This window comes from Lancefieldella sp. (assembly GCF_057237245.1).
In genome coordinates this window covers 70,703-93,493 of sequence record NZ_DBHHJM010000002.1, presented here as the reverse complement: position 1 = coordinate 93,493, position 22,791 = coordinate 70,703, and the positions used below count along the sequence as shown (strand labels likewise).

The window sequence follows — 22,791 nt, the reverse complement described above, 5'->3', positions numbered from 1 at the left end:
CAAATCACTAGCTCATAGGTAGATTATGCTCAGGAAATTCTTGCTCACCCTCAAGCCGCTTGACGGTTTCTTTAATCTCTAGTGCAAGATCAATAAAATCCTGGGCCGTAACGCACTTTACTGACTTTCCACGCCAATAGGCTGCGTTTGGAATACCTCTAAAATACCAGGTAGAAAGGCTTCTAGCGCGAGCAATATGAATATCCGCAGCGTCAAGCAACCTTACATGCATCATAAAAGATGCAAGCATTTGGTCAAGCGTTGGAACAAGCACAGGTTGACCCTCAACTAAAGCTTGAGTGTTTTTAAAAATCCACGGATTTCCGTACGTTCCGCGAGCAATCATTACAGCCGTTACACCTGTCTCTGTAAGAGCATGAGCTGCTGCTTCAGCAGAGAGCATATCGCCAGAACCTATGACCGGAATAGACACGGCGTCGCAAACCCTATTAACTGTCTCCCACTCTGCCTGACCTCGATACATCTGGGTAGCAAAGCGACCGTGGATAGCAACGGCAGATGCTCCAGCAGCCTCCATAGCGCGAGCAAACTCAGGTGCCACTTCCTCATCCTGACGTCTACCACGCCTAATCTTGACAGTAACAGGTACGTTAACCTCAGACAGACAAGCCTTAACCAAATCTGCAGCAAGCTCTGGGGTGTCCAGAAGGGCTGAACCCTCCCCTTTTTTAACCACCTTAGGAACAGGACAAGCCATATTGATATCGATAAGAGCCAGCTTATCCCCTAAACGCTCACTAATCTGAGCTGCTGCTTCTTTAAACTGATCTGGCTTTGAACCAAAGAGTTGAACAGCAATATCGGGCTCAGTTGCAAGAGGCTCTACAAGCTCCCAGGTTTTCTCGCCACCATAATGAATTCCTGCAACAGAAACCATTTCTGAATACGCAAGACCTGCTCCGCCAGCTCGAGCCATAGTGCGATACACACCATCGCTGACACCGGCCATAGGGGCCATAAGCACAGGATGAGCGGACAGGCGCTCCTTAAGTGAAGTACCTAACGCAAAAGGAATAATGCGAGAAGAAAGACCAGCTTCAGGGGCACAGGTTGCAATAATAGTTTGGAGCGATTCCACAGATACCTTCTACTCGTCATCAACCTTGAGAACAGCCAAGAATGCCTCTTGAGGTACTTCGACTGAGCCAATCTGCTTCATGCGCTTCTTACCCTCTTTTTGCTTTTCAAGCAGCTTGCGTTTTCTGGAAATGTCGCCGCCGTAGCACTTAGCTAAGACGTCCTTTCTACGTGCGCGAACGGTAGAACGAGAAATGATTTTATTGCCAATTGCACCCTGAATAGGAACCTCAAAAAGCTGCTGAGGAATAATGCCTTTAAGTCTGTCACATAGGCCACGAGCAAGATCGTATGCTTTGTCCTTGTGAACAATAAACGAGAGCGCATCAACAACGTCTCCAGCAAGCAAGATATCAAGCTTAACCAGGTCAGAAGTGCGATATGAATCAAACTCATAGTCGAGCGAAGCATATCCCTTAGTTCTACTCTTAAGCTGATCAAAGAAGTCCAAAATAAGTTCAGCCAAAGGGATACTAAAGATCATCTCAACGGATTTATCAGACAGATACACCATATCTTCAGATACACCGCGATGATCAACAACAAGCTGCATAACCGTACCAACAAACTCAGGAGGCACAATAATCTTTGCCTTTAGGTATGGCTCATCAATGCGGTCAATCTTAGTAACCTCTGGAAGATCTTGAGGACTGGTAATCTCAATCATAGTTCCATCGGTCTTGTACACGTGATAGTCAACAGAGGGACTGGTAGCAATCAAGTCCAGGTCAAACTCACGCTCAAGACGTTCTTTGACAACCTCCATGTGGAGAAGACCCAAAAAGCCTACTCTGAAGCCAAATCCCAAAGCAACAGACGTCTCTGGAGACCACGTAAGAGATGGATCATTGACGTGCAATTTATCAAGTGCGTCACGGAGATTTTCGTACTGTTTGTTATCAACCGGGAAAAGACCCGTAAATACCATTGGCTTTGCTTCGCGATACCCAGGCAATGGCTCTGTGCAGGGATTTTGCTTATAGGTAAGGGTATCGCCTACGCGAACTGCCTCAGGATCTTTGAGGCCGGTAACAACATAACCAACCTCGCCAACAGAAAGCTGTTCAACAGCCATCTCAAGAGGTCTCTTAGCGCCAACTTCTTCAACAAGAAAAGGCATAGATCCCTGCATCATAAGAAGCTGGTCACCAGCCTTGATTGAACCATCAAAAACACGCACTGTTGCAACGACGCCTCTGAACTGGTCAAAATACGAGTCAAGAATAAGCGCCTTAAGTGGAGCTGTAGGGTCTCCCTTTGGAGGAGAAACCAAATACACCAAAGCCTCAAGGAGCTCGTGAATACCCTCACCTGTTTTACCGGAGACACATACCGCATCATCAGCCGGGATAGCAAGAACATCTTCAATTTCTGCACGTACCTCTTCAGGTCGAGCAGATGGAAGGTCAATCTTATTGATTGCAGGAACAATATCCAGGTTAGCGTTCATGGCCAGCATGGCGTTTGAGACAGTCTGCGCCTCAACGCCTTGCGTTGCATCAACAACCAGCACTGCACCCTCACAAGCAGCCAAAGACCTTGAGACCTCATAGGTAAAGTCAACGTGGCCTGGGGTATCAATCAGGTTGAACTGATAGCGCTCTCCGTCATCTGCGTCATACATGACGCGGACTGCATTTGATTTAATGGTAATTCCACGCTCACGTTCAATGTCCATAGTGTCCAAGAGCTGTGACTCCATATCGCGTTCTTCAACGGTATGAGTAAGCTCCAAAATGCGGTCACTGATGGTAGATTTACCGTGATCGATGTGCGCAACAATAGAGAAGTTGCGAATATGTGAAGTATCCTGTGTATTCATAAGGAAAATAATAGCGTAAACTACCCCCTTCGTGCTATACTTCAACAGCTGCCTCAAACGTGTCTCAGCGAAGAGGCCTCACATAGTAAACACCGAAAGGAACCGCACGTGGCTAACATCAAGTCTCAGAAGAAGCGTATTCTCACCGCTGAGAAGGCACGCCAGCGCAACAAGGCTGTCCGTTCCGAGCTTAAGACTGCTATTAAGGCAGTTCGCACTGCTGTTGAGGCAGGCCAGCTTGAGGACGCACAGGTTGCAGCTAACAAGGCATCCCGCCTTCTTGACAAGGCTGCTTCTAAGGGCATCGTACACAAGAATCAGGCTGCTCAGCGTAAGAGCGGCGTTCAGAAGCTTGTTAACACCCTTAAGTAGTTCTTATCTACTTTTAAACTTTTTAAAACGGACTCCTTGGAGTCCGTTTTTTCTTACCTGAATTCTTTGAATCTACACATTTGCGACGCCGCACAGAGCAAAGATAAGCTTGGTCATTGTGGTTGTTTTATCTTCTCCACTCTTAAGACCACGTTCTGCATCTGCACAGAGGCCCAGAATATGTTCAAGCTCGCCATCTGCAAATTGACGCGCCCATCGTGCATAATTTCTTACTTGCCAGTCCTGCTTGCCCAAAACTGGAGCAATTTCCCGTTCTGTACCTCGCTTAACCATAAACCTGGCGCAAATAAGCTCTCTTACGCGTCCAGTCATAAGTGACAGATTTCCAATAGCTCCCGATTCATCCATCTGACTATAAAGCTCCAGAGCCTTTTGAGCATTTCTCGCTGATAAACTGTCGAGAAAATCCCACGGCTTGACCTCAACCACTCGTGCAACATGAGTTTCTACAAACTGAACGTCAATTGCACCAGGACGACCCAACAGAGCTGCTAGAGATTTAATCTGAGAATCGAGCATGGTGGTATTATCGCCAACACGACTTACAAGTTCATTAGCCACATTTGCTGGAATTTGTAGCCCATACTTTCTTCCAAGATCTCCTATATATTTAGGCAATTCACTTCTGGTCATTGCACCGCAATTAATAACTGCGAGCTTACCTAGGGCATCAACTGCTTTGTAGAGCCTTGTTGTTTTGGCAAGTTTACTTGCAGAAAGCATCAGCGTAGTAGTTGGATTGGGGTTCTTTAGATACCCAACAAGAGCCTCTGACACAGACTTAGGCAATTTACCTACATCATCAATGACAACAATTCGTCTAGAATCACCCATAGGTAGTGTTTGAGCGGATGACAGAACAGATTCTGGAGTCAGCTCAGCACTTACAGAAATATCATCAAGATTAAACGTAATAAAACTCTGGTTAAGACGGCTTTTAAGCTTGTCTATAGCCCTCGCACGCTTCATCTCGTCAGGGCCAACAGCCAAATATGCAGCTAGTAGCTTAGCCTGCTCCGCCATCTTTTTCCTCCTCTAAATCTGTATCTACTTTAGCATGTTGCACACTTACCCTAGGTCCATGTTCTCCGGGAAATACGGTGACGTCTCCATAATCTTTTGTGCAATAAAACCTTGCGCCAACACCCTCTAAGATATCCACCGCTTCCTGTTTAGGATGACCATAACGATTATTCTTTCCAGCACTTGCAATTGCTACCTCGGGTTTTAGCGCACGAGCAGTTTCTGGATAAAGCGACTTTGCTGCACCATGATGTCCAACTTTTAAGAAATCTATATCGCCTACATCGCCTGAATCTACCGTCTCTTTTGTCTGATCTCTTTCAGCGTCTCCCGTTAAAAGCGTAGTTAAGGTATTTTGCCCGTCGTTATATGTCACATAGAGCTCAACCGACGCATTATTAGCTTCTTTAGCTTTGTATCCCCTATGTGGCCATACAACGCGAATATGAAAGCGACCAACATCAAATTCATCACCATATAAAACTTCATAGGAGCTGCTGCCGGAAATCCTCTGAATAGCTCTCTGAAGCTCAGGTTTTTCTTGTTTTGTTATTCCTTCTCCAACTAATACCCGACCTGCCTTCACCGAACCAACCATATACCTCACGCCACCAGCATGATCCTCATCAAGGTGTGTGAGCAAAATAGCATCAAGATATGAGATATGTTGTCGCTCTAGAGCGTCATTAACCACATCTCCCACACTCGTGTCTACGAGCAGAGAATGCGCGCCGTCACTGAGCAATATGGCATCACCTTGGCCAATATCCATCACACAAATTCTTGTTGGCGAGAAAAACTTCCAGTAGATACTTAAACCCAAAATAAGCATAAACACCATCAAACAAATGCCAGATAAAACTACTCTTTTCCCTTTTGGCCAAAACACGTAAAGAGCCACCATTGCTGCAAACACAAGCAATGAAACTATCCAGCTCATGTCAGTTAACGACACGCTTGCAAAAGATCTTTCGGATAAAAAAGAAGTAAGAGTCTCTATAAACTGACCAAGAAAATCCACAAGGTAGAAAGCAACATCTTGAGCCGGTTTAAACCAACATAAAGCTATTGCTCCAATTCCAAATAAGCTCAGAAGAGAAAATAAACTTGTAATCAGTGCACTTGAAAGAGGAGCAAGTAAAGAAAAATGACCAAAGTACATGCAAGAAATTGGAAGGCACGAAAGCTGAGCAACGGTTGTGGCACACATAGTGTTTCGTACGTCAGAAAACGGTTTTCTAAGAATTTTCTGTATTGTTCCATATCCAGATATGTGCAAAGCAATTTTTGCATAGTACTGAGCAAGACCGCCGTAGATATTCATGCCAAAAATACATGCTAGTGACAAGGTAAAAGCAATGTTTACGCTCAGCTGTGGATCAACACAGAGCATAAATAGTGCAACGATAGAAACTGCTGAGAGCGTATGGTTTTTTCTTCCCACATAATGCATTACGTATTTTTGTTCAACAAGAAGTATTGCCCTCATTGCAGACGCAGGTAATCCACAGAAAAGCGCGTAGCTACTGAGTAAAAATAAATTCACTACCCCTCTTAAAAGAGGTTTTATCGTTAGCTTTTTAAGAAAAGCGTCAATAAAGGTAGAGAGAATTACCATGTGACAACTAGAAATTGCAATGAGATGCATTAGACCGCAACGCATAAATATTCTAGGAATGTTAAAGCTATACAAGCTAGGCCTATAGGCACAAAGACCGCATGCAACTAACGCTCGGCCAAAGCTCTGTTCTGGTTGGAGTTGAGAAATACAGTTTTCTCTAAATTGAGCAACTTCTCCAATAATTCCCTCTCCATAGGTTTTTGAATTCACCTTGGTTATCTGAATTGAACCAAGTACTCCTCTCTTAAATTGTTCTTCTGAAAACTCCTTATCTTTATAGTGTGAAAACCTACCTTCACAACAAAGATGAGTTTCTCGCATGAATGGTTCCTTGGCATGTAGCCCCACAGATCCAATGCATCTGCCCTGGTACATGACATTTGCCTGACCAGTCCATGTATGATTTTTATAAACTAAATCTCTTGATACGACTAATTCAAAATCGTGTATAGCAGTTGACTCTAAAAGATCTACCGATGCCATTTGACTGACATATATAAAGGAAGATCTGATTAGGATTATTACAAGTGAAAGTAAAACCACTCCAACAGTCATAAGGCTGGTATGCGCGTACTTTACATACCAAAGTCCTAATGCCGTCGCCATACAGCTTCCTAAAATCTGAAGCAACATAGTATCAAGCGTTACGTTTCTTGCGATAAAAACTTGTAGCCATACGCAAACAAATAGCAAGATACAAAGGCTATACGGAATAAAAGGCCTAGTGGGTTGTTCTATCACCTTAGACACGAATATTGTCCTTGAGCTGATCAAACTTTTTCTGGCCAATTCCAGAAACACGCATCAAATCTTCAGTTGTTTTAAAAGGTCCATTCTTTTGTCTGTCTGCAACAATTCGCTGGGCCAGTCCTTCTCCCACACCTTGAAGCTTAGTTAATTCTTCTACAGTTGCTCGATTAATATCTACAACCGTCTTTTTATCTCTCTTCGTATTTGTTTGCTTATTGCTTGTGGCTTTGTTTTGCTCTGGCTGTGGAATCTCTGGTGGCGGCTCTTCTCCCTTTTTAGGAATATATATTTTTTGACCATCTTCAACTGGAGCCGCTAGATTAATCCCTTGCCCGTTTGCATCTTCAGTTAAACCTCCTGCTATTTGAATAGCATCATTCACGCGTGGGTTTGCCATTTGTAAAGCGTAAAGTCCTGGCGACTTAACAGCTCCATCAACATGAACCATCATTTGAGGAGAAGCTTCTTTAATCTTATGATCAGTTCCTGGCTGATCTGTAGCATTATCTTCTTCCGTATGTTGTGGATTTTCTGTAACAGTCACTCCTTGCGTAGAGTCTGCTTGATTATGTGATCTATCAAAAGACTCTGATGTTCCAGCAGAAATTATTCCAATTAATACAACTGCTGACACAATAGCTAGGATAACCACAGCGGCAACAGCTATGAGTTGTTGCTGAGATAGATTAAACCTTCTCATCAATTTATTAATTATTTGAGTGCGGTTATTTGAAATCTGAGCCATACAATCACCTCAGATTTATATTCAACTATTAGGTTAATAAGAAGCGCTACTTTTAAAGATTCATCTAATAGCTTTGTCCAAAAACTGCCGGTAATCTGACACAGTTATCAACAATTGCCAGATATGTTGCACAAACTAACAAGAACAGAATTGCACTAAATAAGATTATCAAGCCACTCGCATAAAAAATCCGCCCTTTTACGGGGCGGATTCTAAAAATGCATCTGAGCAAAGCGATCAAAAGTTTTGAGCAGTGAGGATATCCTAGTCAGCAATAAACTCTGCTGGAGCAAGTTCTTTATGACGAGCAGCAAGCTTTTTAGGTGGCTTATATGAAGGACACTGACTAAAGTCAATATACTCAATATGCTGCATAAGGTCATCAATCATGGCTTCATGGTCAAAGGAATTCCATGCCTCAAGAACTTCTCGCATTCTTGCATGAGTCTCAGGACGGCGAGGCATAAACAATGTGCAGCAATCTGGAGCCGTCTGCGTTGAGATATCAAACGTGTTGATGTCTTGGGCGCGACGAATGATTTCTTGCTTGTCAGAGCCAATCAGAGGCCTCAAAACAGGTATGGTGACTGCTTCGTTGACAGCAGCAATGTTATCAAGCGTCTGAGAAGCAACTTGACCAAGTGACTCGCCAGTTACCAGGGCTTTAGCACCCTCAAGCTCTGCAATCTTCTGTGCAATGATGTACATCACACGACGATACATAATGACACGAAGAGCCTGTGGAACAGCAAGGGAAATCTCACGCTGGTGCTCGCCAAAGGGCACAACATACATTCTGCCAATAAGACCAGCAGGTTCAAGAGCCTCAATGATATCCTGGCACAGATATTCGCTGGTATCGGAAGTCATAGGGCGTCCAGAGAAGTGAACAGGAATAACCGTAGCTCCCCTACGACCAACCATCCATGTGGCAACAGGCGAATCAATACCGCTAGAAAGAAGCGACACAACCTTGCCCGCAGTACCAACAGGAAGACCGCCGACGCCGTGAATAGATGCAGCGTAAACGTATGCGTTACCCTGAACAACGTGTACATAGACCGTCATATCCGGATTATGCATCTGAACTTTTTTATCAGGGAAATTCTCGCAAAGGACTGCGCCTACAAGCTGGTTAATCTCAATGGAATGCTTTGGATAGACCGTTGAGGAACGACGAGCATGCACTTTAAACGTAGTAAAGTCACCGGACTCCCCCAGCGCCTTCACGGCGGCGTTACAAAACTCCTGCTCATCTAAGCCACAACGATACGCCAAAGAAGCACGTGCAACGCCAGGAACCTGGGCCACAGCATGTTGCAGCTCTTCAGTTGCTTGTTTATCAGTGGTTTCTACAAGAAGGTAGCCAGAAATGCGAGAAACCCCCGCCACTGGAAAGTGTCGGAGGGCTCGTCGCAAATTTGTTACCAACTGATTTTCAAAAGTTGATCGGTTCTTACCCTTTAAACCAATTTCGTGGTAGTGAACCAGACATACTCTTTCAGTCATAACTCTTAGTAAACGATGGTGTTCTCGCCCTTAATTGCCTCGTCAAAAGAATCTTTAACAAAGCCAAGGGTGCCGTCGTTAATCTCTTTCATAGCAATAGAGACAGAATCTTTACCACTTGCAACAGTAGTAATGTCATCAAAATCCTGAACAGCGGTTACACGCAGGTGCTGACCGTGAAGCATATTGTTAATATCGCAAGCACGCTTAGAAGCAAGTGAGCAAAGCAAGAATGGATTCTGCTCAGTCTTCTGAAGCAGGCTGTCAATCTCAGGCTTAATAACAGACATTAAAGCTGACCTCCGTCTGATTCATAGTCATCAAAAACTTCCTCGAGCTTGCTCAGAGCAGTCTCAAGGTTGTCGTTCACAATGCAAACAGTATAGTCGTTTGCATGCTCCATTTCACGCGAAGCATTAGAAAGTCTCGTAGAAATGGTCTTCTCGTCTTCTGTACCGCGACCTCTAAGACGCTGTTCAAGCTCTTCAAATGAAGGTGGCTTAATAAAGACGAGAATGGCGTTGGGATATTGTTTGTGGACCATAAGTCCACCCTGAACGTCAATCTCTAGAACAACAGACTGACCTGCAGAAATCAGGCGATCAACCTCGGATTTGAGCGTGCCATAGCAATGGCCATGAACATGAGCCCACTCAAGGAATTCACCAGCATCAACGCGCTTTTTAAATTCTTCATCGGAGAGAAAATAATACGCAACTCCATCGACTTCTCCTGGTCGTGGAGAGCGCGTAGTAGCCGAAACCGTCAGGCCTAGGTTTGGGCGCTTGTCCCTCAACAGAGAGACAAGCGTTCCTTTTCCTACACCTGACGGTCCAGATACTACAAAAAGTTTGGCTGAACGAGCCACTACTTGGTCAGTGCCTCGAGGAGCTGCTCACGCTGACGAGCGCCAAGGCCCTTAACGCGGCGAGTTGCGGAAATTCCGAGCTCGTCCATAATCTTTGCTGCCTTTGCCTTGCCATAGCCAGGAAGGGACTCGATAAGAGCGGAAACCTTCATACGCTCAGCAATAGGATCGGTAGAATCAAGGACCTCTTTAAGGGAGACCTTACCAGTCTTAACCTTCTCGCGAAGCTCTGCACGAGCGTGACGAGCCTGAGCCGCCTTCTCAAGTGCTGCCTTGCGCTGCTCATCGGTAAGTGTAGGTAGAGCCATTGTTCCTCCAAACATCGTTTTCGTACTTCATATACGAAACTCAATTTAATGTGCCTTTTGCACTTCAGCAAAATAGTTTGCCACATAACACGTTATTTACAAGGGGTTTTTTAATATTTCCGCATCAAAAACCACCTGTTCATCACAATTCCAACAACTTCCGTTAATTTTTGAGCTCTGAAATGATGGATTCAAATGCTTCGACTGGATCGTTTGCGCAGGTAATTGGCCTACCAACTACCAATTTGCTTGCTCCAGCCTTAATTGCAGCTGAAGGTGTGGAAATTCTGACCTGATCGCCCTTCTCGGCACCTTCTGGACGTACTCCAGGAGTTACGATGAGCGCATTTGGTCCCAAAAGCTCTCTCATTTCCTGTGCTTCCTGAGGTGAGCAGACAATTCCGTCAGCGCCAGCGTTATAAGAAAGAGACGCCAAACGAGCAACTTCATCCTTAATAGATCCGTCTACGCCAATGGAGTGGAGTGCGTCCTCATCCATGCTGGTAAGCACAGAAATAGCCACCAGTTTGGTACGGCCAGACTCATCAACGCCACGCTCTGCTGCAGCCTCTTCTGCACCCTCTCGACCAGCAGAGATCATCTGAGCGGTTCCCAGGCCATGGATAGATAAGATGTCTGCGCCTGAAAGCGATGCAGAGTGGACAGCACCTTTGACCTGGAATGGAATGTCATGCACCTTGAGATCAAGAAACACCTTGAAGCCACGTGCGTGCATCTCATCTACCATCGAGGGCCCGTAGCGATAAAAAAGCGTCATGCCAACCTTAACCCAGCGTGCATGTCCGGCGAGAAGATCGGTGAGCTCCAGAGCCCTTTCTCTTGTGCAATCAAGCGCAACAATAACGGCGTCGCGTGCCTGCTCGTCTGTTAGCATTCAACAGCTCCAATCAGCTCGTGGATGTCAGATACTCCCTGAGACTTTGCCCAGTCAGTAAGCTCGTTCAGAATACGTGGAGCACACATTGGGTCGTAAAGGTTTGCAGAACCCACCGAGACAGCCGTAGCGCCCGCAAGGATAAACTCTGCAGCATCTTCGCCCGTTTCTACGCCACCAACACCGCAAATAGGAATAGAAACTGCCTGAGCACACTCCCAGACCATACGGACAGCAGCGTTATGGCAGAGAGGGCCACTGAGGCCGCCAGTTGGCTTAGAGAGCCTGCTCTTTCTGGTGTGGACGTTAATTGACATACCAGGGATGGAGTTGATGAGCGTTAGACCATCTGCGCCTTCAGCCTCAAAAGCCTTACCAATCTCGGCAACATTGACGGGAGCCATCTTAACCAAGATAGGTAGCTTTGTCAGAGGACGTACTGCCTTCATAATCTCTGTGGCCTGCTCTGGAGTACCGCCCAGGGGCTTACCGCCCTTCTCGAGATTTGGACAACTCACGTTAAGTTCAATGGCTGAGATGTGCGGATTAAGCTCTTCAAGACGCTCGACAACGTCAATCATCTCTTGGACAGAATGTGCTGCCATCTGCATAATGACGCGCGTACCACGGCCTTCAAGATCTTTCATGTAGTCATCAGTGTGGGCGATAAAATCATCCACTCCAGGATTAGCAAGACCAACGCTGTTCATCATGCCGCCGTTGAGCTCGCACATACGAGGAGCTGGGTTTCCTTCCCAAGGAACGCGAGCAACACCTTTCATGGTAATGGCACCGAACAAGGAGACGTCGTAGAAGCCCTCAAACTGCCAACCGTAGCCAAAGGTACCCGCAGCGGTATTGATAGGGTTTTTCATCTGAATGCCGCCAAGATTGACGGCCATTTTTACCTGATCTACCATGCGATCTCCTTTGCCTCAAAGACAGGTCCAACCATGCAAGCAGACGCATAGCCGCCCTTAGCAAGTGGGACATTGCAGGTATTGCATGCACCAAAGGCGCAGCTCATCATACGCTCCATAGAAACCTGGCAAGCAACGTTGTTGGCAATTGCAAGCTTGGCCACGCTTCTCATCATAGGCTCTGGACCGCAGGTATACACAGCGTCCCAAACACCTTGACTTAGAGGTTCCTCCAAAGCTGCTGTTACAAAGCCCTTAGTACCCTTAGAACCGTCATCCGTTGTGACGTACACGTTCTGTGCGCCTAGTGCGAGAAGATCCTCTTCTCCAAAGAGTTTCTCGGCAGTTTGTGCGCCAATGACTGCGTCAAACTCAACATCCAGCTCGGTAAGCTTACGAGCTGCCGCGATAATTGGTGTGATACCCACACCTCCTGCTACCAGGACGCTTCTCTTGCTAGAGGCGTTAAGGCGCCAGGGGCGACCGCAAGGAGCAGTCATGTCGCTAGCGTCATCAGGCTTCATCTGAGAAAGCCTGCGTGTACCCTCGCCTACTGTTGCGTAGATAAGCTCCAGCGTATCGGTTGCTTTATCAGCTAGCGAGAAGGACAGTGGGATGCGAAGAATGTGACGCTTATCGCCTGGGACATTAACGTTTACAAACTGACCAGGCGCTAGAGACTTACAAAGACCTGGTACCTTGAGCTGGGCTCTATACAGATTCTGGGCAACCTGGGTATTACTCAAAACCGTAAAGTCAAATACCTGTACATTTCCACGTAGTGGCATTACTTTTCCCCTCCAGGAACAACTACTTCATTGGCAAGAACTCGCTTGCCATCAACAAACACATCTGTTGCAACACCATAGAGCTCAGCGCCAATGAAGGCGGAGTTCTTGGACTTACTCTCAAAATACTCTGTCGTAATCTGAACCTTCTTTTCTGGGTCAAAAAGGGTCAGGTCAGCCTTGTAACCTGCAGCAATCTTAACAGGCTCAAGACGCAGAATACGACGAGGATTAACGGCCATTGCGCGAACAAGACCAGTGTAAGAAAGCTTATTGGTGCGCACCATATTGGTGACCATCAAAGGCAGCGAGGTCTCAAGACCAATGCAGCCAAAGTAAGAGATTTCCCACTCACAGTCCTTCTCATGAGCTGCATGAGGCGCATGGTCAGTAACAATGCAATCAACTGTACCGTCTGCAACTGCTGCCTGAAGAGCAAGCGCATCCTCAGCAGTTCTGAGCGGTGGATTCATCTTAAGGTTGGTGTTATACGTATCAGTGATGTCATCCTCAGACAAGAAGAGATGGTGAGGGCAAACCTCAGCGGTAACAGGCAAACCTTCCTTCTTAGCTGCACGTACCAGTTCTGCTCCCCTGCCCGTTGAAATGTGGCAGATGTGCAGAGGACAGCCGGTAAGGCGGCAAAGATCAATGTCTCTGGAAATCTCCAGCTCCTCGCCAAGTGCTGGCCAGCCAAACATGCCAAGGCGCGTACTTGCGCGGCCCTCGTTAACAACACCACCAGCACTGATGGACTCAATCTCACAGTGAGCAGCAACAACGCGGTCAAACTGGGAGACATACTCCATTACCGTGCGCATCATACCTGCGCTTTGAACGCCGTGGCCGTCGTCAGAGAATGCGGAAGCACCCTCGTCAACCATGTTGCCAATCTCAGCAAGCTCTTGTCCCTTAGAACCCTTGGTAAGGGCTCCCATAGGACGGACGTGAATGAGACCAACCTCATTACCGCGATCAATCTGGAAGCGAACAGCAGGCCCGTTATCAGTAACAGGATTGGTGTTTGGCATAGTAGCAACATCAGTAAAGCCACCGTGAACCGCAGCCCTAGAGCCCGTCTCAATGGTCTCTTTATACTCAAAGCCTGGATCTCTGAAGTGAACATGCATATCAACAAGGCCAGGCGTCAGTACCTTACCCTTTGTATCAATAACAGTATCGCCCTCTTGAGGTGTAACGGTAGCTGCTACTTCAGCAATGGTTTCTCCGTCAATACGGACGTCCAGTACCGCGTCAAGATTAAGCTGCGGGTCTACAACACGCGCGCCCTTAAGCAGAAATGCCATCAGAGTCTCCTCCCAGAAGCAGATACATTGCGGCCATGCGCGTCAAAACGCCTGCATTGACCTGGTCAAGAATACGAGAGCGAGCGCAATCGGCCACCTCGCTGTTAATTTCCATACCACGGTTCATAGGACCTGGGTGGCAGATGATTGCCTCAGGCTTCATCAGCTTGCTGCGGCGCTCATCAAGGCCCCAAAGCCTGTTGTACTCACGGCGAGAAGGAATAGGAGCTCCTTCCATACGCTCCAGCTGCACGCGAAGCATGTACACGACGTCTACATCACCAATGACTTCATCAAAGTGTGAGGTCTGATAGCAGCCAAACCAGCTTGGATCGTCTACGTGGAATGTTGGAGGTCCAACGAGAACAACCTCTGCACCCATAGTCTTGAGTGCTGGCACCAAAGAACCAACAACGCGACTGTGAGAAAGATCGCCAACAATGGCAACTTTAAGGCAATCAAGATGCCCAAAGTTCTTGCGAATGGTATAGAGGTCAAGCATGGCCTGAGTGGGGTGCTGATGTTTGCCGTCACCAGCGTTGATGACAACGGCATCAGTGTGCTCAGTAATCTTCTGCGGTGTACCTGCAAGTTTTGCACGGCAGATAAACATATCAACATTCATAGCGTCAATAGTCTGAATGGTATCTGCCAAAGACTCACCCTTAACCACAGATGAGGTAGATCCTCCCATGTTTAAAGCGTCGGCAGAGAGGCGTTTCTCGGCAAGCTCAAATGAAGAGCGAGTCCTGGTAGAAGGCTCTAAGAACAGGTTAACAATGGTGCGCCCACGAAGAGCTGGTACCTTTTTAATGTCTCTATTGTTTACAGCCTCAAACGACTGAGCAGTATCAAGAATTTGCTGGATATCGTCACGCGTCAGACTGTTTGTATCAATCAAATGTTTAACTGAAAGCATTAGTTTCCTCCCTCAATAAAGGGGTCAGAATAGTCAGCTTCGTACAGCAATACGCAGTCCTGACCATCAATTTCTTTAACATTTAAGCTGACTACCTGGCTCTTTGAAGAAGGTACGTTTTTTCCTACATAGTCAGGTCTAATAGGAAGCTCACGATGACCACGGTCAACTACTACGGCCAATTGAACGCGCTCAGGACGACCATAGTCAATGAGCGCATCAAGTGCTGCTCTGATAGTTCTTCCCGTCTGAAGAACGTCATCTACCAGCACAACACTTGTGCCTGTAATGTCAAAATCGATATTAGTTGCGTGAAGCACCGGTGCGGTATTTCTTCTAAAATCATCGCGATAAAAGCTGATATCAAGTGAGCCAACTTTTGGCTTACATCCGGTAAAGCTCAAAATCTTTTCCGCAAGGCGAGAAGCCAAAACTTCTCCACGGCGAATAATGCCCACCAAAGCAACGTTTTCAATTGAATCGTTATTCTCGACAATTTCGTGAGCAATTCGTGTAAGCATGCGGTCAAGGGACTGCTCGTCCACAATGAGAGAGTGCGAACCTTCTTGAGCCATAGCGCCTCCAATAAAAAAGATACCTCACCTGACCAGGCACAAGGTATCCAAAAGGCAAAACTATAACTATGAGCCTTACGGGTATCTCGTACCACATTTAAAGACACACATATTGTACTCGTACAGAGCCTAACTTTTGGTTAGGAATTTTAATTATCTCTTAAGGTGCTCGTAAGCTTCACAAACTTCGTCTACTGGGCCAAGCATGCGCTGCTTTCCCTTCTCAATCCAAATGGCGCGGTCGCAAATGCGCTGGACCAGGTCAATGGAGTGAGAAACCAGAAGAACCGTAACATTATTAGAAGCGACCAGCTCTTTGATGCGATTCTCGCACTTTTGCTGAAAAAGGAAGTCTCCTACCGAAAGCGTCTCATCAACAATGAGCAGGTCAGGCTCTGTAACGGTTGCAATTGCAAAGGCAATACGTGCCACCATACCAGAGGAGTAGTTCTTGAGCGGCATGTCCATAAAGCCCTCAAGCTCAGCAAACTCTACGATCTGGTCAAAGTGCGAGTCAATAAACTCTTTCTTGTAACCAAGAAGAGCGCCATTGAGGTAGATGTTCTCTTTAGCGGTCAGTTCCATGTCAAAGCCAGCACCAAGCTCAATAAGAGGTGCAATAGTACCCTTGACCTCACAAGTTCCCTTAGAAGGCTCAAGAACGCCCGCAATGATTTTGAGCATGGTAGACTTGCCGGAACCGTTGGTGCCCACTAGGCCAAAAGCCTCGCCACGCTTTACCTCAAACGAGATATCATCAAGAGCCTTGAACTCCTTAAAAGCAACCTCGCCGCGTGCAAAGGCAATAAAGTACTCTTTCAGCGAGTTGAACTGCTCAGAGGCAATGTTAAAGATCTCTGAAACACCGTTTACTGCAACGACGGTCTCTGCGTCTTCAGATGGAAGAGGTGGACGCATAAAATCGTCATCGCCAGCAACAACTACCCAGGCAGTAACTGTCTGAGGGTTGTTGTGTGTGTCAAATGCGTCAATATAGAGATGATAGCGACCGGGCTCTGGGAAGGTATATGTCCACGACGTATTAGGAATTGAATCACCAAATTGATGCTCTGTGGTATCCCAAAAACCCTCATCCCAACGGTCGTTCAAACTCCACACATAGTGGAATTTAAAGCCCTCAGGGTCTGCACCAATAATCTTAGGAGTAGCAGTTACAGTCTCTCCTGCACGAATCTCGTGCGTATCCAAGGAAACCTGAACTGACCAGCCTAATTCTTTATTTGGTGACTCAGACATACAACTCCTCTAATCAACTATTGCCTGAACAGTATAGCTGATTATGGCGAGAAACCCGACTTTTTAAGAGACTTCTCTACTTCTGTGGTGCCGCTGTGGTGGTACGAACAATAAGCTTTGGAGCAATTCTAATTGCTTCAGGCTCATACCCCGCCTCAGATGCACGTATTGCATGCTCAAGTGCCACACGACCGCGCTCTAGGAGATTAAAGCGTACGGTGGTCAAAGAGAAGTTAGGCAGATAGTCTTCAAGAGAGTCGTCAACACCAACAACGCTCACGTCTTCCGGTACGCTCAGTCCCACTTCTTCAAATGCCGCAATGATACCTAGCGCCATCTGGTCGTTTGCTGCATACACCGCAGTAAAATCACGATTTTCTCGCAGTTTTTTACCAATTTCATAGCCACTATTGGCGGTCCAATCGCCAGCTAAAGGCTCAACAATTTCTAGCCCATACTCAGACATGGCATCTCGCCAGCCCTTCTCGCGAAATTGCGAGTCAATAGAGTATGAAGGGCCTGCCACAAAACGGATCTTGCGATGACCAAGCTCATAGAGGTGATCAATGACAAGCTTTGAGCAGCCGTACTGATCTGAGTCAACGGTTGTGCAGTAAGGGTGCTCATGCATGGTAAGAAGCACTGTTCCAAGACCTGGCTGCGGTACAAATGATTCAAAGTCTGATGCCATAAGGCTCATGCTGATAATCATGCCGTCAACAGGAAGATTAGACATACGATGAGAAATGTCCTGCAGGCAGAGGCCATCGTCAGAGCCTTTCTCAATCATCGTAATTGCATATTCATGCTCACGAGCAGCAGAGACAATGCCATCGAGGGTTGCCAAGTTACCAAACTCACGAATGTCGTACAGACAGAGTCCCACCGATTGATACGAACCAGACCTTAACGACCTGCCTGCAAAGCTTGGCCTAAAGCCCATGGACTCCATTGCAGCCTGGACTTTTTCTCGCGTTGCCTTGCTCACGTTTTGAGCACCATTAGCAACACGAGAAACGGTCTGCTGAGAAACACCAGCAGCTTGCGCAACATCAGCCATTGAAACAGAGCGCTTATTTGAGCTAGAACTATGCGAGCGAGTCACGAATTCCTCCGATTATCTGCCTGTTTACGTACTCATACTAACAGGCAGATTCACATAACGCGATAAAATTGCATATATAGCAGCAAATTAAACGCTCACGGTAAAAAAATTACCGTTCGGCGAGAAGGACTTTTGACCTGCGCTCTAACCGTTTGCCCCCGCAAAGATACCACTGACTGAAAACTTAATAATTTCCTGTTAGTTCGTTATGAGTACGTTAACATAGTATGTGTAATGCACTATGAGTAGTATCTCGGAGGTATCCGATGATTGATGTTCGACCCTTTGATAGCTTTGTTAACTCCCCTGCTGCGCTTACGTATACCATTCGCGGCGCCCATTCATCAATTAAATTAAGCAATTTTGGTGCCACCATTCTGGGCGTTTCGGTTCCAGATGTTTATGGGACGCAGGCAGATGTAGTTCTTGGATATAGCCTATTTGACCTGTATTTAGATAACCCCGCCTGCTTTGGTGCCTCCATTGGACCTTCTGCTAATCGCGCAGATAAAGCAGAGATTCCGCTTAATGGTGTTATCTATCATCTTCCTAAAAACAACGGTCCAGACAACCAAAATAACCTGCATACTGATTTGGTTGCTGGCATCCATAAGCGCATTTGGCAGGCAGAAATTGATGAAGCTCAAAATACGGTAACCTTCAGCATTGACTTGGTAGATGGAGAATATGGACTACCGGGAAACCGCCACATTACCGCAACCTATAAACTTGTTGAAGAGGGAACGCAGTCAACGGTAAATCTTACGTATACCTGCACAACCGATGCTGCAACATTTGTAAACATGACTACCCACGTATACTTCAACCTTAATGGTCATGATTCTGGAGATGTCTGCGGTCATAGTCTGACCATTCATGCAGATTCGTATCTGCCTCTACGAGAAGACTCGGTTTCCGCGGGAACCATCGATGCTGTTGCAGGAACTCCCTTTGATTTCCGCGCACCTAAGACCATTGGTAAAGATCTTGGTGTAGAAAACAAGCAGCTCAACACAGCTCGTGGCTATGATCACTGCTTTGCTATTAACAACTATGAAAACGGTCAGTTGCGCCCCGCCCTTCTCGCCACATCAGAAAGCGGACGCTCGCTTGAGATTCAAATTACCGCTCCAGGTGCTCATCTTTATACCGGCAACTGGCTTGATGAGGCACGTGCAAAAGACGGCGCTATTTACAAGCCTCAGGCTGGTTTTGCATTTGAGAGCGAGTTTTATCCAGATTGTGCTCACCATGCAGAGTGGCCTCAGCCCACATGCACGCCTGAGCAGCCATACAGCTCACAGATTGTTTATCGATTCTTTTAAGATACCTGGCTTCACAGCACTAAAGGGAAAGGAACACCATGGCTCACACGTTTGACGAGAAAACCACAGCTCAGCTCAATCGCGCAAAAGAGCACTTTGAGCAAATGTTCGGAAAAGCTGACCGCTATCTTGCAGTACACGCGCCTGGTCGCTCCGAGATTGCTGGTAATCACACTGATCACGAGGGTGGTCATGTTATTGCCGGGGCCCTAGATGTTGCTATTGACGCCATTTGCGCACCTAATAACCTGGGCGTTATTCGTGTTGCCAGCGTTGGATACGATCCTTTTGAGGTCAATTTCACAAATCTGGAACCTTCAGAGGATGAGTTCCTTACCACTAAGGCCATTGTTCGCGGCATGGCTGCAAACCTGGTCAAACTTAGCTTTGAGCCAACTGGTTTCGACATGGCAGTAGTAAGCGACGTACCTGGTGGCGGTGGACTTTCTTCCTCTGCTGCTTTTGAGGCTGCAGCAGGTCGCGCAATGGAAGCACTCTGGGAAGGTGGCAGCGAAATTTCTGCGGTTAAGCTCGCTCAGATGAGCCAGAACACTGAAAACGTTTACTTTGGTAAGCCTTGCGGCCTTATGGATCAGCTTGCTGTTTGCCTTGGCGGTCTTGCCTTCATGAACTTTGAGGATTCTGCAGAGCCCAAGGCAGAAAAGCTGGATCTTAACTTTGAGGATTACGGCTACGCCCTCTGCCTTGTTGATGTTGGCTGCGACCATGTTGCCTTCACAGATGAATACGCAGCGGTCCCTGTTGAGATGCAAAAAGTTGCAGCAGCCTTTGGCAAGACTCGCCTCTCTGAGGTTCCGGTTGAAGACTTCCAGGCTCGCGTTAATGAGCTGCGAGAAGAGCTTGGAGACCGCGCCCTTCTCCGTGCTATCCACTACTGGTACGAGAATGACCTGGTAGACAAGAGATGGGCAGACCTTCAGAATTCCGATATTGAGTCCTTTATTGCGCTCACCAACGCTTCTGGCGCAAGCTCCGGCATGTACCTGCAGAACGTTTCTACTTCTGGCTCATATCAGCCAGCTATGCTTGCCCTCGGTTTGGCCGAGAGCATCTTAAAAGGTTCTGGCGCCGTTCGCATTCACGGTGGCGGTTTTGGTGGCTCTATCCAGTGCTTTGTTCCTCTCGCCCTAGTCGAGACCTTCATTGCACAGATGAACCAGTGGTTTGGTGAAGGCGCCTGCCGCCACTACGCCATCTCTGACCAGGGAGCTTGTGCACAATGGCTGTAGCAGACAATGAAAGCGCGCTTTGCATTCAGCAGCTTGTCGTGTATGCATGCGAGCGCGGACTTATTCAAACTGAGGATTTGACCTGGTGCTATAACGCGCTGTTGGACATGCTTTCGTACGAGGGGCCCGCTCCCGTTAAGCCTTGGGAGAAAATTGACCTGGAGTCGTTTGATCTTGACCAGACACTTGCCGAGCTTGCTCGCTTAGCTGTTGCTCACGGTCTGGCCGAGAACACCCAGAGCGGCGAAGACTCTTTTGCCATGCGCGTCATGGGCCTTCTGCTGCCAAAGCCTTCCGAGGTGGCGCGCCATTTCAATGAGCTGTACGTTGCCGAGGGACCTCGCGCCGCAACTGACTGGTTCTACACGCTCTGCTGCGACGCAGGCTATGTCAGAAGAAGCGCCATTGCCAGGAATATCACGTGGACTACCCCAACTACCTGGGGAGACTTAGAGATTACCATCAACCTCTCCAAGCCAGAAAAAGACCCTCGCGAGATTGCCGCAGCTAAAACGGCTCAAAACACTTCTGGCGAGAAGTACCCCGCATGCCAGCTCTGCCTTGATAATGAGGGTTATTCTGGACGCGGCGCTTCGTCTGGTGCAGGCGCTCATCCTGCCAGGCAGAACCTGCGCATCATCCCCATTGAGCTCAACCAGCATCGTTGGGGATTCCAGTACAGTCCGTATGCGTATTTCAACGAGCACTGCATTGCCATGAACTCGGATCACGTTCCTATGCACATTGATCACGAGGCGCTGGTCAACCTCTTTGACTTTGTGGACAGGTTCCCCCACTACTTCATTGGTTCAAACGCTGACCTGCCCATTGTGGGCGGATCGATCCTCTCGCACGATCACTACCAGGGCGGACGTTACGAGTTCCCTATGATGCGCGCAGAAGTTGCGGAAGAGTTTGAGCTCAAGCAGTTCCCCGAGGTAGCGGGTGCAATTCTCAAGTGGCCACTCTCTGTTCTTCGCCTCTCCTCTACCAGTCGAGAAGAAGCACTCAAAGCTGCAGAGTTTATCATCACCGCATGGCGCAGCTATACCGACGAATCCGTCTCTGTTTATGCGGAAACTGACGGCGAGCTCCACAACACGGTTACCCCTGTTGTCCGCAAGCTTGAGAGCGGCAGCTACGAGGTCTTTCTTGCGCTGCGCTGCAACATTACTAGCGAAAAGCATCCGCTTGGCATCTTCCATCCACATGCCGAGTATCACCACATCAAGAAAGAGAATATCGGACTCATCGAGGTCATGGGACTTGCCGTACTTCCACCTCGCCTTGTGCCAGAGCTCAATAAAGTTCAGTCTGTTATGGAGCAGTGTCTGGCAAATGGCAAGAAAGCTAACGCAGTCTATGGACAGCTGACCACGGACTCTACCACCATCTCTCACGCCGATTGGGCTCGCCAGATCTACGCCAAGCTGCTTGAGCAGGGCGACGGTTCTAGCAAGGATGCTGCTTCGAAGAAGGACATCTCTTCTCTCTCATCCGAGAAGCTCAAGAAGTACATTTACGACGAAGTTGGCATTGTCTTCTCGCACGTCCTTGAGGACGCCGGCGTATTCAAGTGGGACGAAGAAGGACGAGCAGCACAGCATCGCTTCCTCGAGTCTCTGTAGCTGCTGCCGCCCGCAGGTTCGCGCGCAGCTCACGATGCTCCACGTGCAATAACGTATCTCGCAAGCGCAAAAATCACCCAGCAAGAGGGCCGAGAAAATCGGCTCTTTTGTTTTGTACCGCCTAACCGTCAGCCCACGACAGTTAAACAACGCGCAAGCACAGCAAAGTCAGATATTCTGTTGGATATGAGGTCTGATTTGACCCTTCTAACACACCTATGTCGGATAATCTGTCGCAGAAAACTCTGTTCAACGCTTCGAGCACATCTATGTCGGACATTCTGCAGGCTTTGAGAGGCCCGACCACATCTACGTCGGATAATCTGCACGTATCGAGCAGCCCGACCACAGTAAAGTCGGATAATCTGTCGATAGTTAACATATTTTTTGACATTGGTGTGTTATTTCCCTTTAAAACTGCAGAATATCAGCCATAGGTGTGCTTTCCGGGACAAAAATTGCAGATTATCTGACATAGGTGTGGTGCAAAAATTCTAAAAGGACATATGTCTAAATTGATACAGTGTTTTACCAGCTAGTTTTTAAATTTCCCGTAAAGTCACTTTTCATTAACGTGCAAGCGCTGTCTTTCGCCAAAAAAGAGGCGTCTACGTGAGTAGACGCCTCGAAACTTGCACGTAATAGCACGCTTTCCGCACTTGCGCTGCGTTTCCGCACTTGTGGC

At 47.4% G+C, this 22,791-nt stretch carries 21 protein-coding genes; 4 read left to right on the top strand and 17 right to left on the bottom strand.

Going from position 1 to position 22,791, the window contains the following annotated elements:
* Nucleotides 1-7 precede the first annotated feature (7 nt).
* Both dusB and lepA read right to left on the bottom strand, forming a co-directional pair.
* Nucleotides 8-1,099, bottom strand: coding sequence for a tRNA dihydrouridine synthase DusB (gene dusB, locus ACO5GU_RS02325; protein ID WP_484929917.1), 1,092 nt, complete (start codon nucleotides 1,097-1,099; stop codon nucleotides 8-10).
* 9 nt (nucleotides 1,100-1,108) lie between these two features.
* Entirely contained in the window at nucleotides 1,109-2,920 is a 1,812-nt protein-coding gene (gene lepA / locus ACO5GU_RS02320) for a translation elongation factor 4 (RefSeq protein ID WP_484929915.1), read from the bottom strand.
* A 108-nt stretch (nucleotides 2,921-3,028) separates the two neighbouring features.
* On the opposite strand from lepA, the gene rpsT reads away from it, so the two are divergent.
* A complete protein-coding gene (rpsT, locus tag ACO5GU_RS02315; protein ID WP_012808888.1) occupies nucleotides 3,029-3,292 on the top strand; it encodes a 30S ribosomal protein S20 in 264 nt (87 codons plus the stop codon).
* Nucleotides 3,293-3,364: 72 nt separating this feature from the next.
* Here the strand turns inward: rpsT and holA are convergent, their stop codons facing one another.
* The 15 genes from holA to ACO5GU_RS02240 form a co-directional block, all read right to left on the bottom strand.
* On the bottom strand, nucleotides 3,365-4,336 hold the full coding sequence (gene holA, locus ACO5GU_RS02310; RefSeq protein WP_484929914.1) for a DNA polymerase III subunit delta: 972 nt from the start codon (nucleotides 4,334-4,336) through the stop codon (nucleotides 3,365-3,367).
* Nucleotides 4,320-6,563 (bottom strand): ComEC/Rec2 family competence protein, encoded by a 2,244-nt coding sequence (locus ACO5GU_RS02305; protein WP_484929912.1) that lies wholly within the window; start codon nucleotides 6,561-6,563, stop codon nucleotides 4,320-4,322. The genes holA and ACO5GU_RS02305 overlap by 17 nt, the downstream gene beginning before the upstream one ends.
* A 136-nt stretch (nucleotides 6,564-6,699) precedes the next feature.
* Entirely contained in the window at nucleotides 6,700-7,452 is a 753-nt protein-coding gene (locus ACO5GU_RS02300) for a ComEA family DNA-binding protein (RefSeq protein WP_484929910.1), read from the bottom strand.
* A 264-nt stretch (nucleotides 7,453-7,716) separates the two neighbouring features.
* On the bottom strand, nucleotides 7,717-8,961 hold the full coding sequence (thiI, locus tag ACO5GU_RS02295; protein ID WP_314018671.1) for a tRNA uracil 4-sulfurtransferase ThiI: 1,245 nt from the start codon (nucleotides 8,959-8,961) through the stop codon (nucleotides 7,717-7,719).
* 5 nt (nucleotides 8,962-8,966) lie between these two features.
* Entirely contained in the window at nucleotides 8,967-9,251 is a 285-nt protein-coding gene (locus ACO5GU_RS02290) for a DNA-directed RNA polymerase subunit omega (protein ID WP_012808893.1), read from the bottom strand.
* The gene (gene gmk, locus ACO5GU_RS02285; RefSeq protein ID WP_035427669.1) at nucleotides 9,251-9,829 is read right to left on the bottom strand and encodes a guanylate kinase; all 579 of its coding nucleotides are present in this window, start codon (nucleotides 9,827-9,829) and stop codon (nucleotides 9,251-9,253) included. The genes ACO5GU_RS02290 and gmk overlap by 1 nt, the downstream gene beginning before the upstream one ends.
* Entirely contained in the window at nucleotides 9,829-10,137 is a 309-nt protein-coding gene (gene mihF, locus ACO5GU_RS02280) for an integration host factor, actinobacterial type (RefSeq protein ID WP_012808895.1), read from the bottom strand. The genes gmk and mihF overlap by 1 nt, the downstream gene beginning before the upstream one ends.
* A 163-nt stretch (nucleotides 10,138-10,300) precedes the next feature.
* Nucleotides 10,301-11,032: an orotidine-5'-phosphate decarboxylase gene (gene pyrF, locus ACO5GU_RS02275; protein WP_035427670.1), complete on the bottom strand. Its 732-nt coding sequence runs from the start codon at nucleotides 11,030-11,032 to the stop codon at nucleotides 10,301-10,303.
* On the bottom strand, nucleotides 11,026-11,952 hold the full coding sequence (locus ACO5GU_RS02270) for a dihydroorotate dehydrogenase (RefSeq protein ID WP_484929908.1): 927 nt from the start codon (nucleotides 11,950-11,952) through the stop codon (nucleotides 11,026-11,028). The genes pyrF and ACO5GU_RS02270 overlap by 7 nt, the downstream gene beginning before the upstream one ends.
* Nucleotides 11,946-12,740, bottom strand: coding sequence for a dihydroorotate dehydrogenase electron transfer subunit (locus ACO5GU_RS02265; protein ID WP_484929906.1), 795 nt, complete (start codon nucleotides 12,738-12,740; stop codon nucleotides 11,946-11,948). Before ACO5GU_RS02265 ends, ACO5GU_RS02270 begins: the two co-directional genes overlap by 7 nt.
* On the bottom strand, nucleotides 12,740-14,047 hold the full coding sequence (locus ACO5GU_RS02260; protein ID WP_484929904.1) for a dihydroorotase: 1,308 nt from the start codon (nucleotides 14,045-14,047) through the stop codon (nucleotides 12,740-12,742). Before ACO5GU_RS02260 ends, ACO5GU_RS02265 begins: the two co-directional genes overlap by 1 nt.
* On the bottom strand, nucleotides 14,031-14,966 hold the full coding sequence (locus ACO5GU_RS02255; RefSeq protein WP_484929902.1) for an aspartate carbamoyltransferase catalytic subunit: 936 nt from the start codon (nucleotides 14,964-14,966) through the stop codon (nucleotides 14,031-14,033). The genes ACO5GU_RS02260 and ACO5GU_RS02255 overlap by 17 nt, the downstream gene beginning before the upstream one ends.
* Entirely contained in the window at nucleotides 14,966-15,541 is a 576-nt protein-coding gene (gene pyrR / locus ACO5GU_RS02250; RefSeq protein ID WP_484812037.1) for a bifunctional pyr operon transcriptional regulator/uracil phosphoribosyltransferase PyrR, read from the bottom strand. Before pyrR ends, ACO5GU_RS02255 begins: the two co-directional genes overlap by 1 nt.
* Nucleotides 15,542-15,694: 153 nt before the next feature.
* Nucleotides 15,695-16,798, bottom strand: coding sequence for an ABC transporter ATP-binding protein (locus tag ACO5GU_RS02245; protein ID WP_353573412.1), 1,104 nt, complete (start codon nucleotides 16,796-16,798; stop codon nucleotides 15,695-15,697).
* A gap of 76 nt (nucleotides 16,799-16,874) precedes the next feature.
* The gene (locus ACO5GU_RS02240; protein WP_484874558.1) at nucleotides 16,875-17,903 is read right to left on the bottom strand and encodes a LacI family DNA-binding transcriptional regulator; all 1,029 of its coding nucleotides are present in this window, start codon (nucleotides 17,901-17,903) and stop codon (nucleotides 16,875-16,877) included.
* Nucleotides 17,904-18,169: 266 nt separating this feature from the next.
* Between ACO5GU_RS02240 and ACO5GU_RS02235 the strand changes: the two genes are divergently transcribed.
* From ACO5GU_RS02235 to ACO5GU_RS02225, 3 genes are read left to right on the top strand one after another with little or no spacing between them, the layout of a single operon-like run.
* Complete coding sequence (locus ACO5GU_RS02235; protein ID WP_484929898.1) at nucleotides 18,170-19,228, top strand: aldose epimerase family protein; 1,059 nt, start codon at nucleotides 18,170-18,172, stop codon at nucleotides 19,226-19,228.
* 38 nt (nucleotides 19,229-19,266) lie between these two features.
* Entirely contained in the window at nucleotides 19,267-20,478 is a 1,212-nt protein-coding gene (locus ACO5GU_RS02230) for a galactokinase (protein WP_484929897.1), read from the top strand.
* Entirely contained in the window at nucleotides 20,469-22,106 is a 1,638-nt protein-coding gene (locus ACO5GU_RS02225; RefSeq protein WP_484929896.1) for a UDP-glucose--hexose-1-phosphate uridylyltransferase, read from the top strand. The genes ACO5GU_RS02230 and ACO5GU_RS02225 overlap by 10 nt, the downstream gene beginning before the upstream one ends.
* Nucleotides 22,107-22,791: the final 685 nt, after the last annotated feature.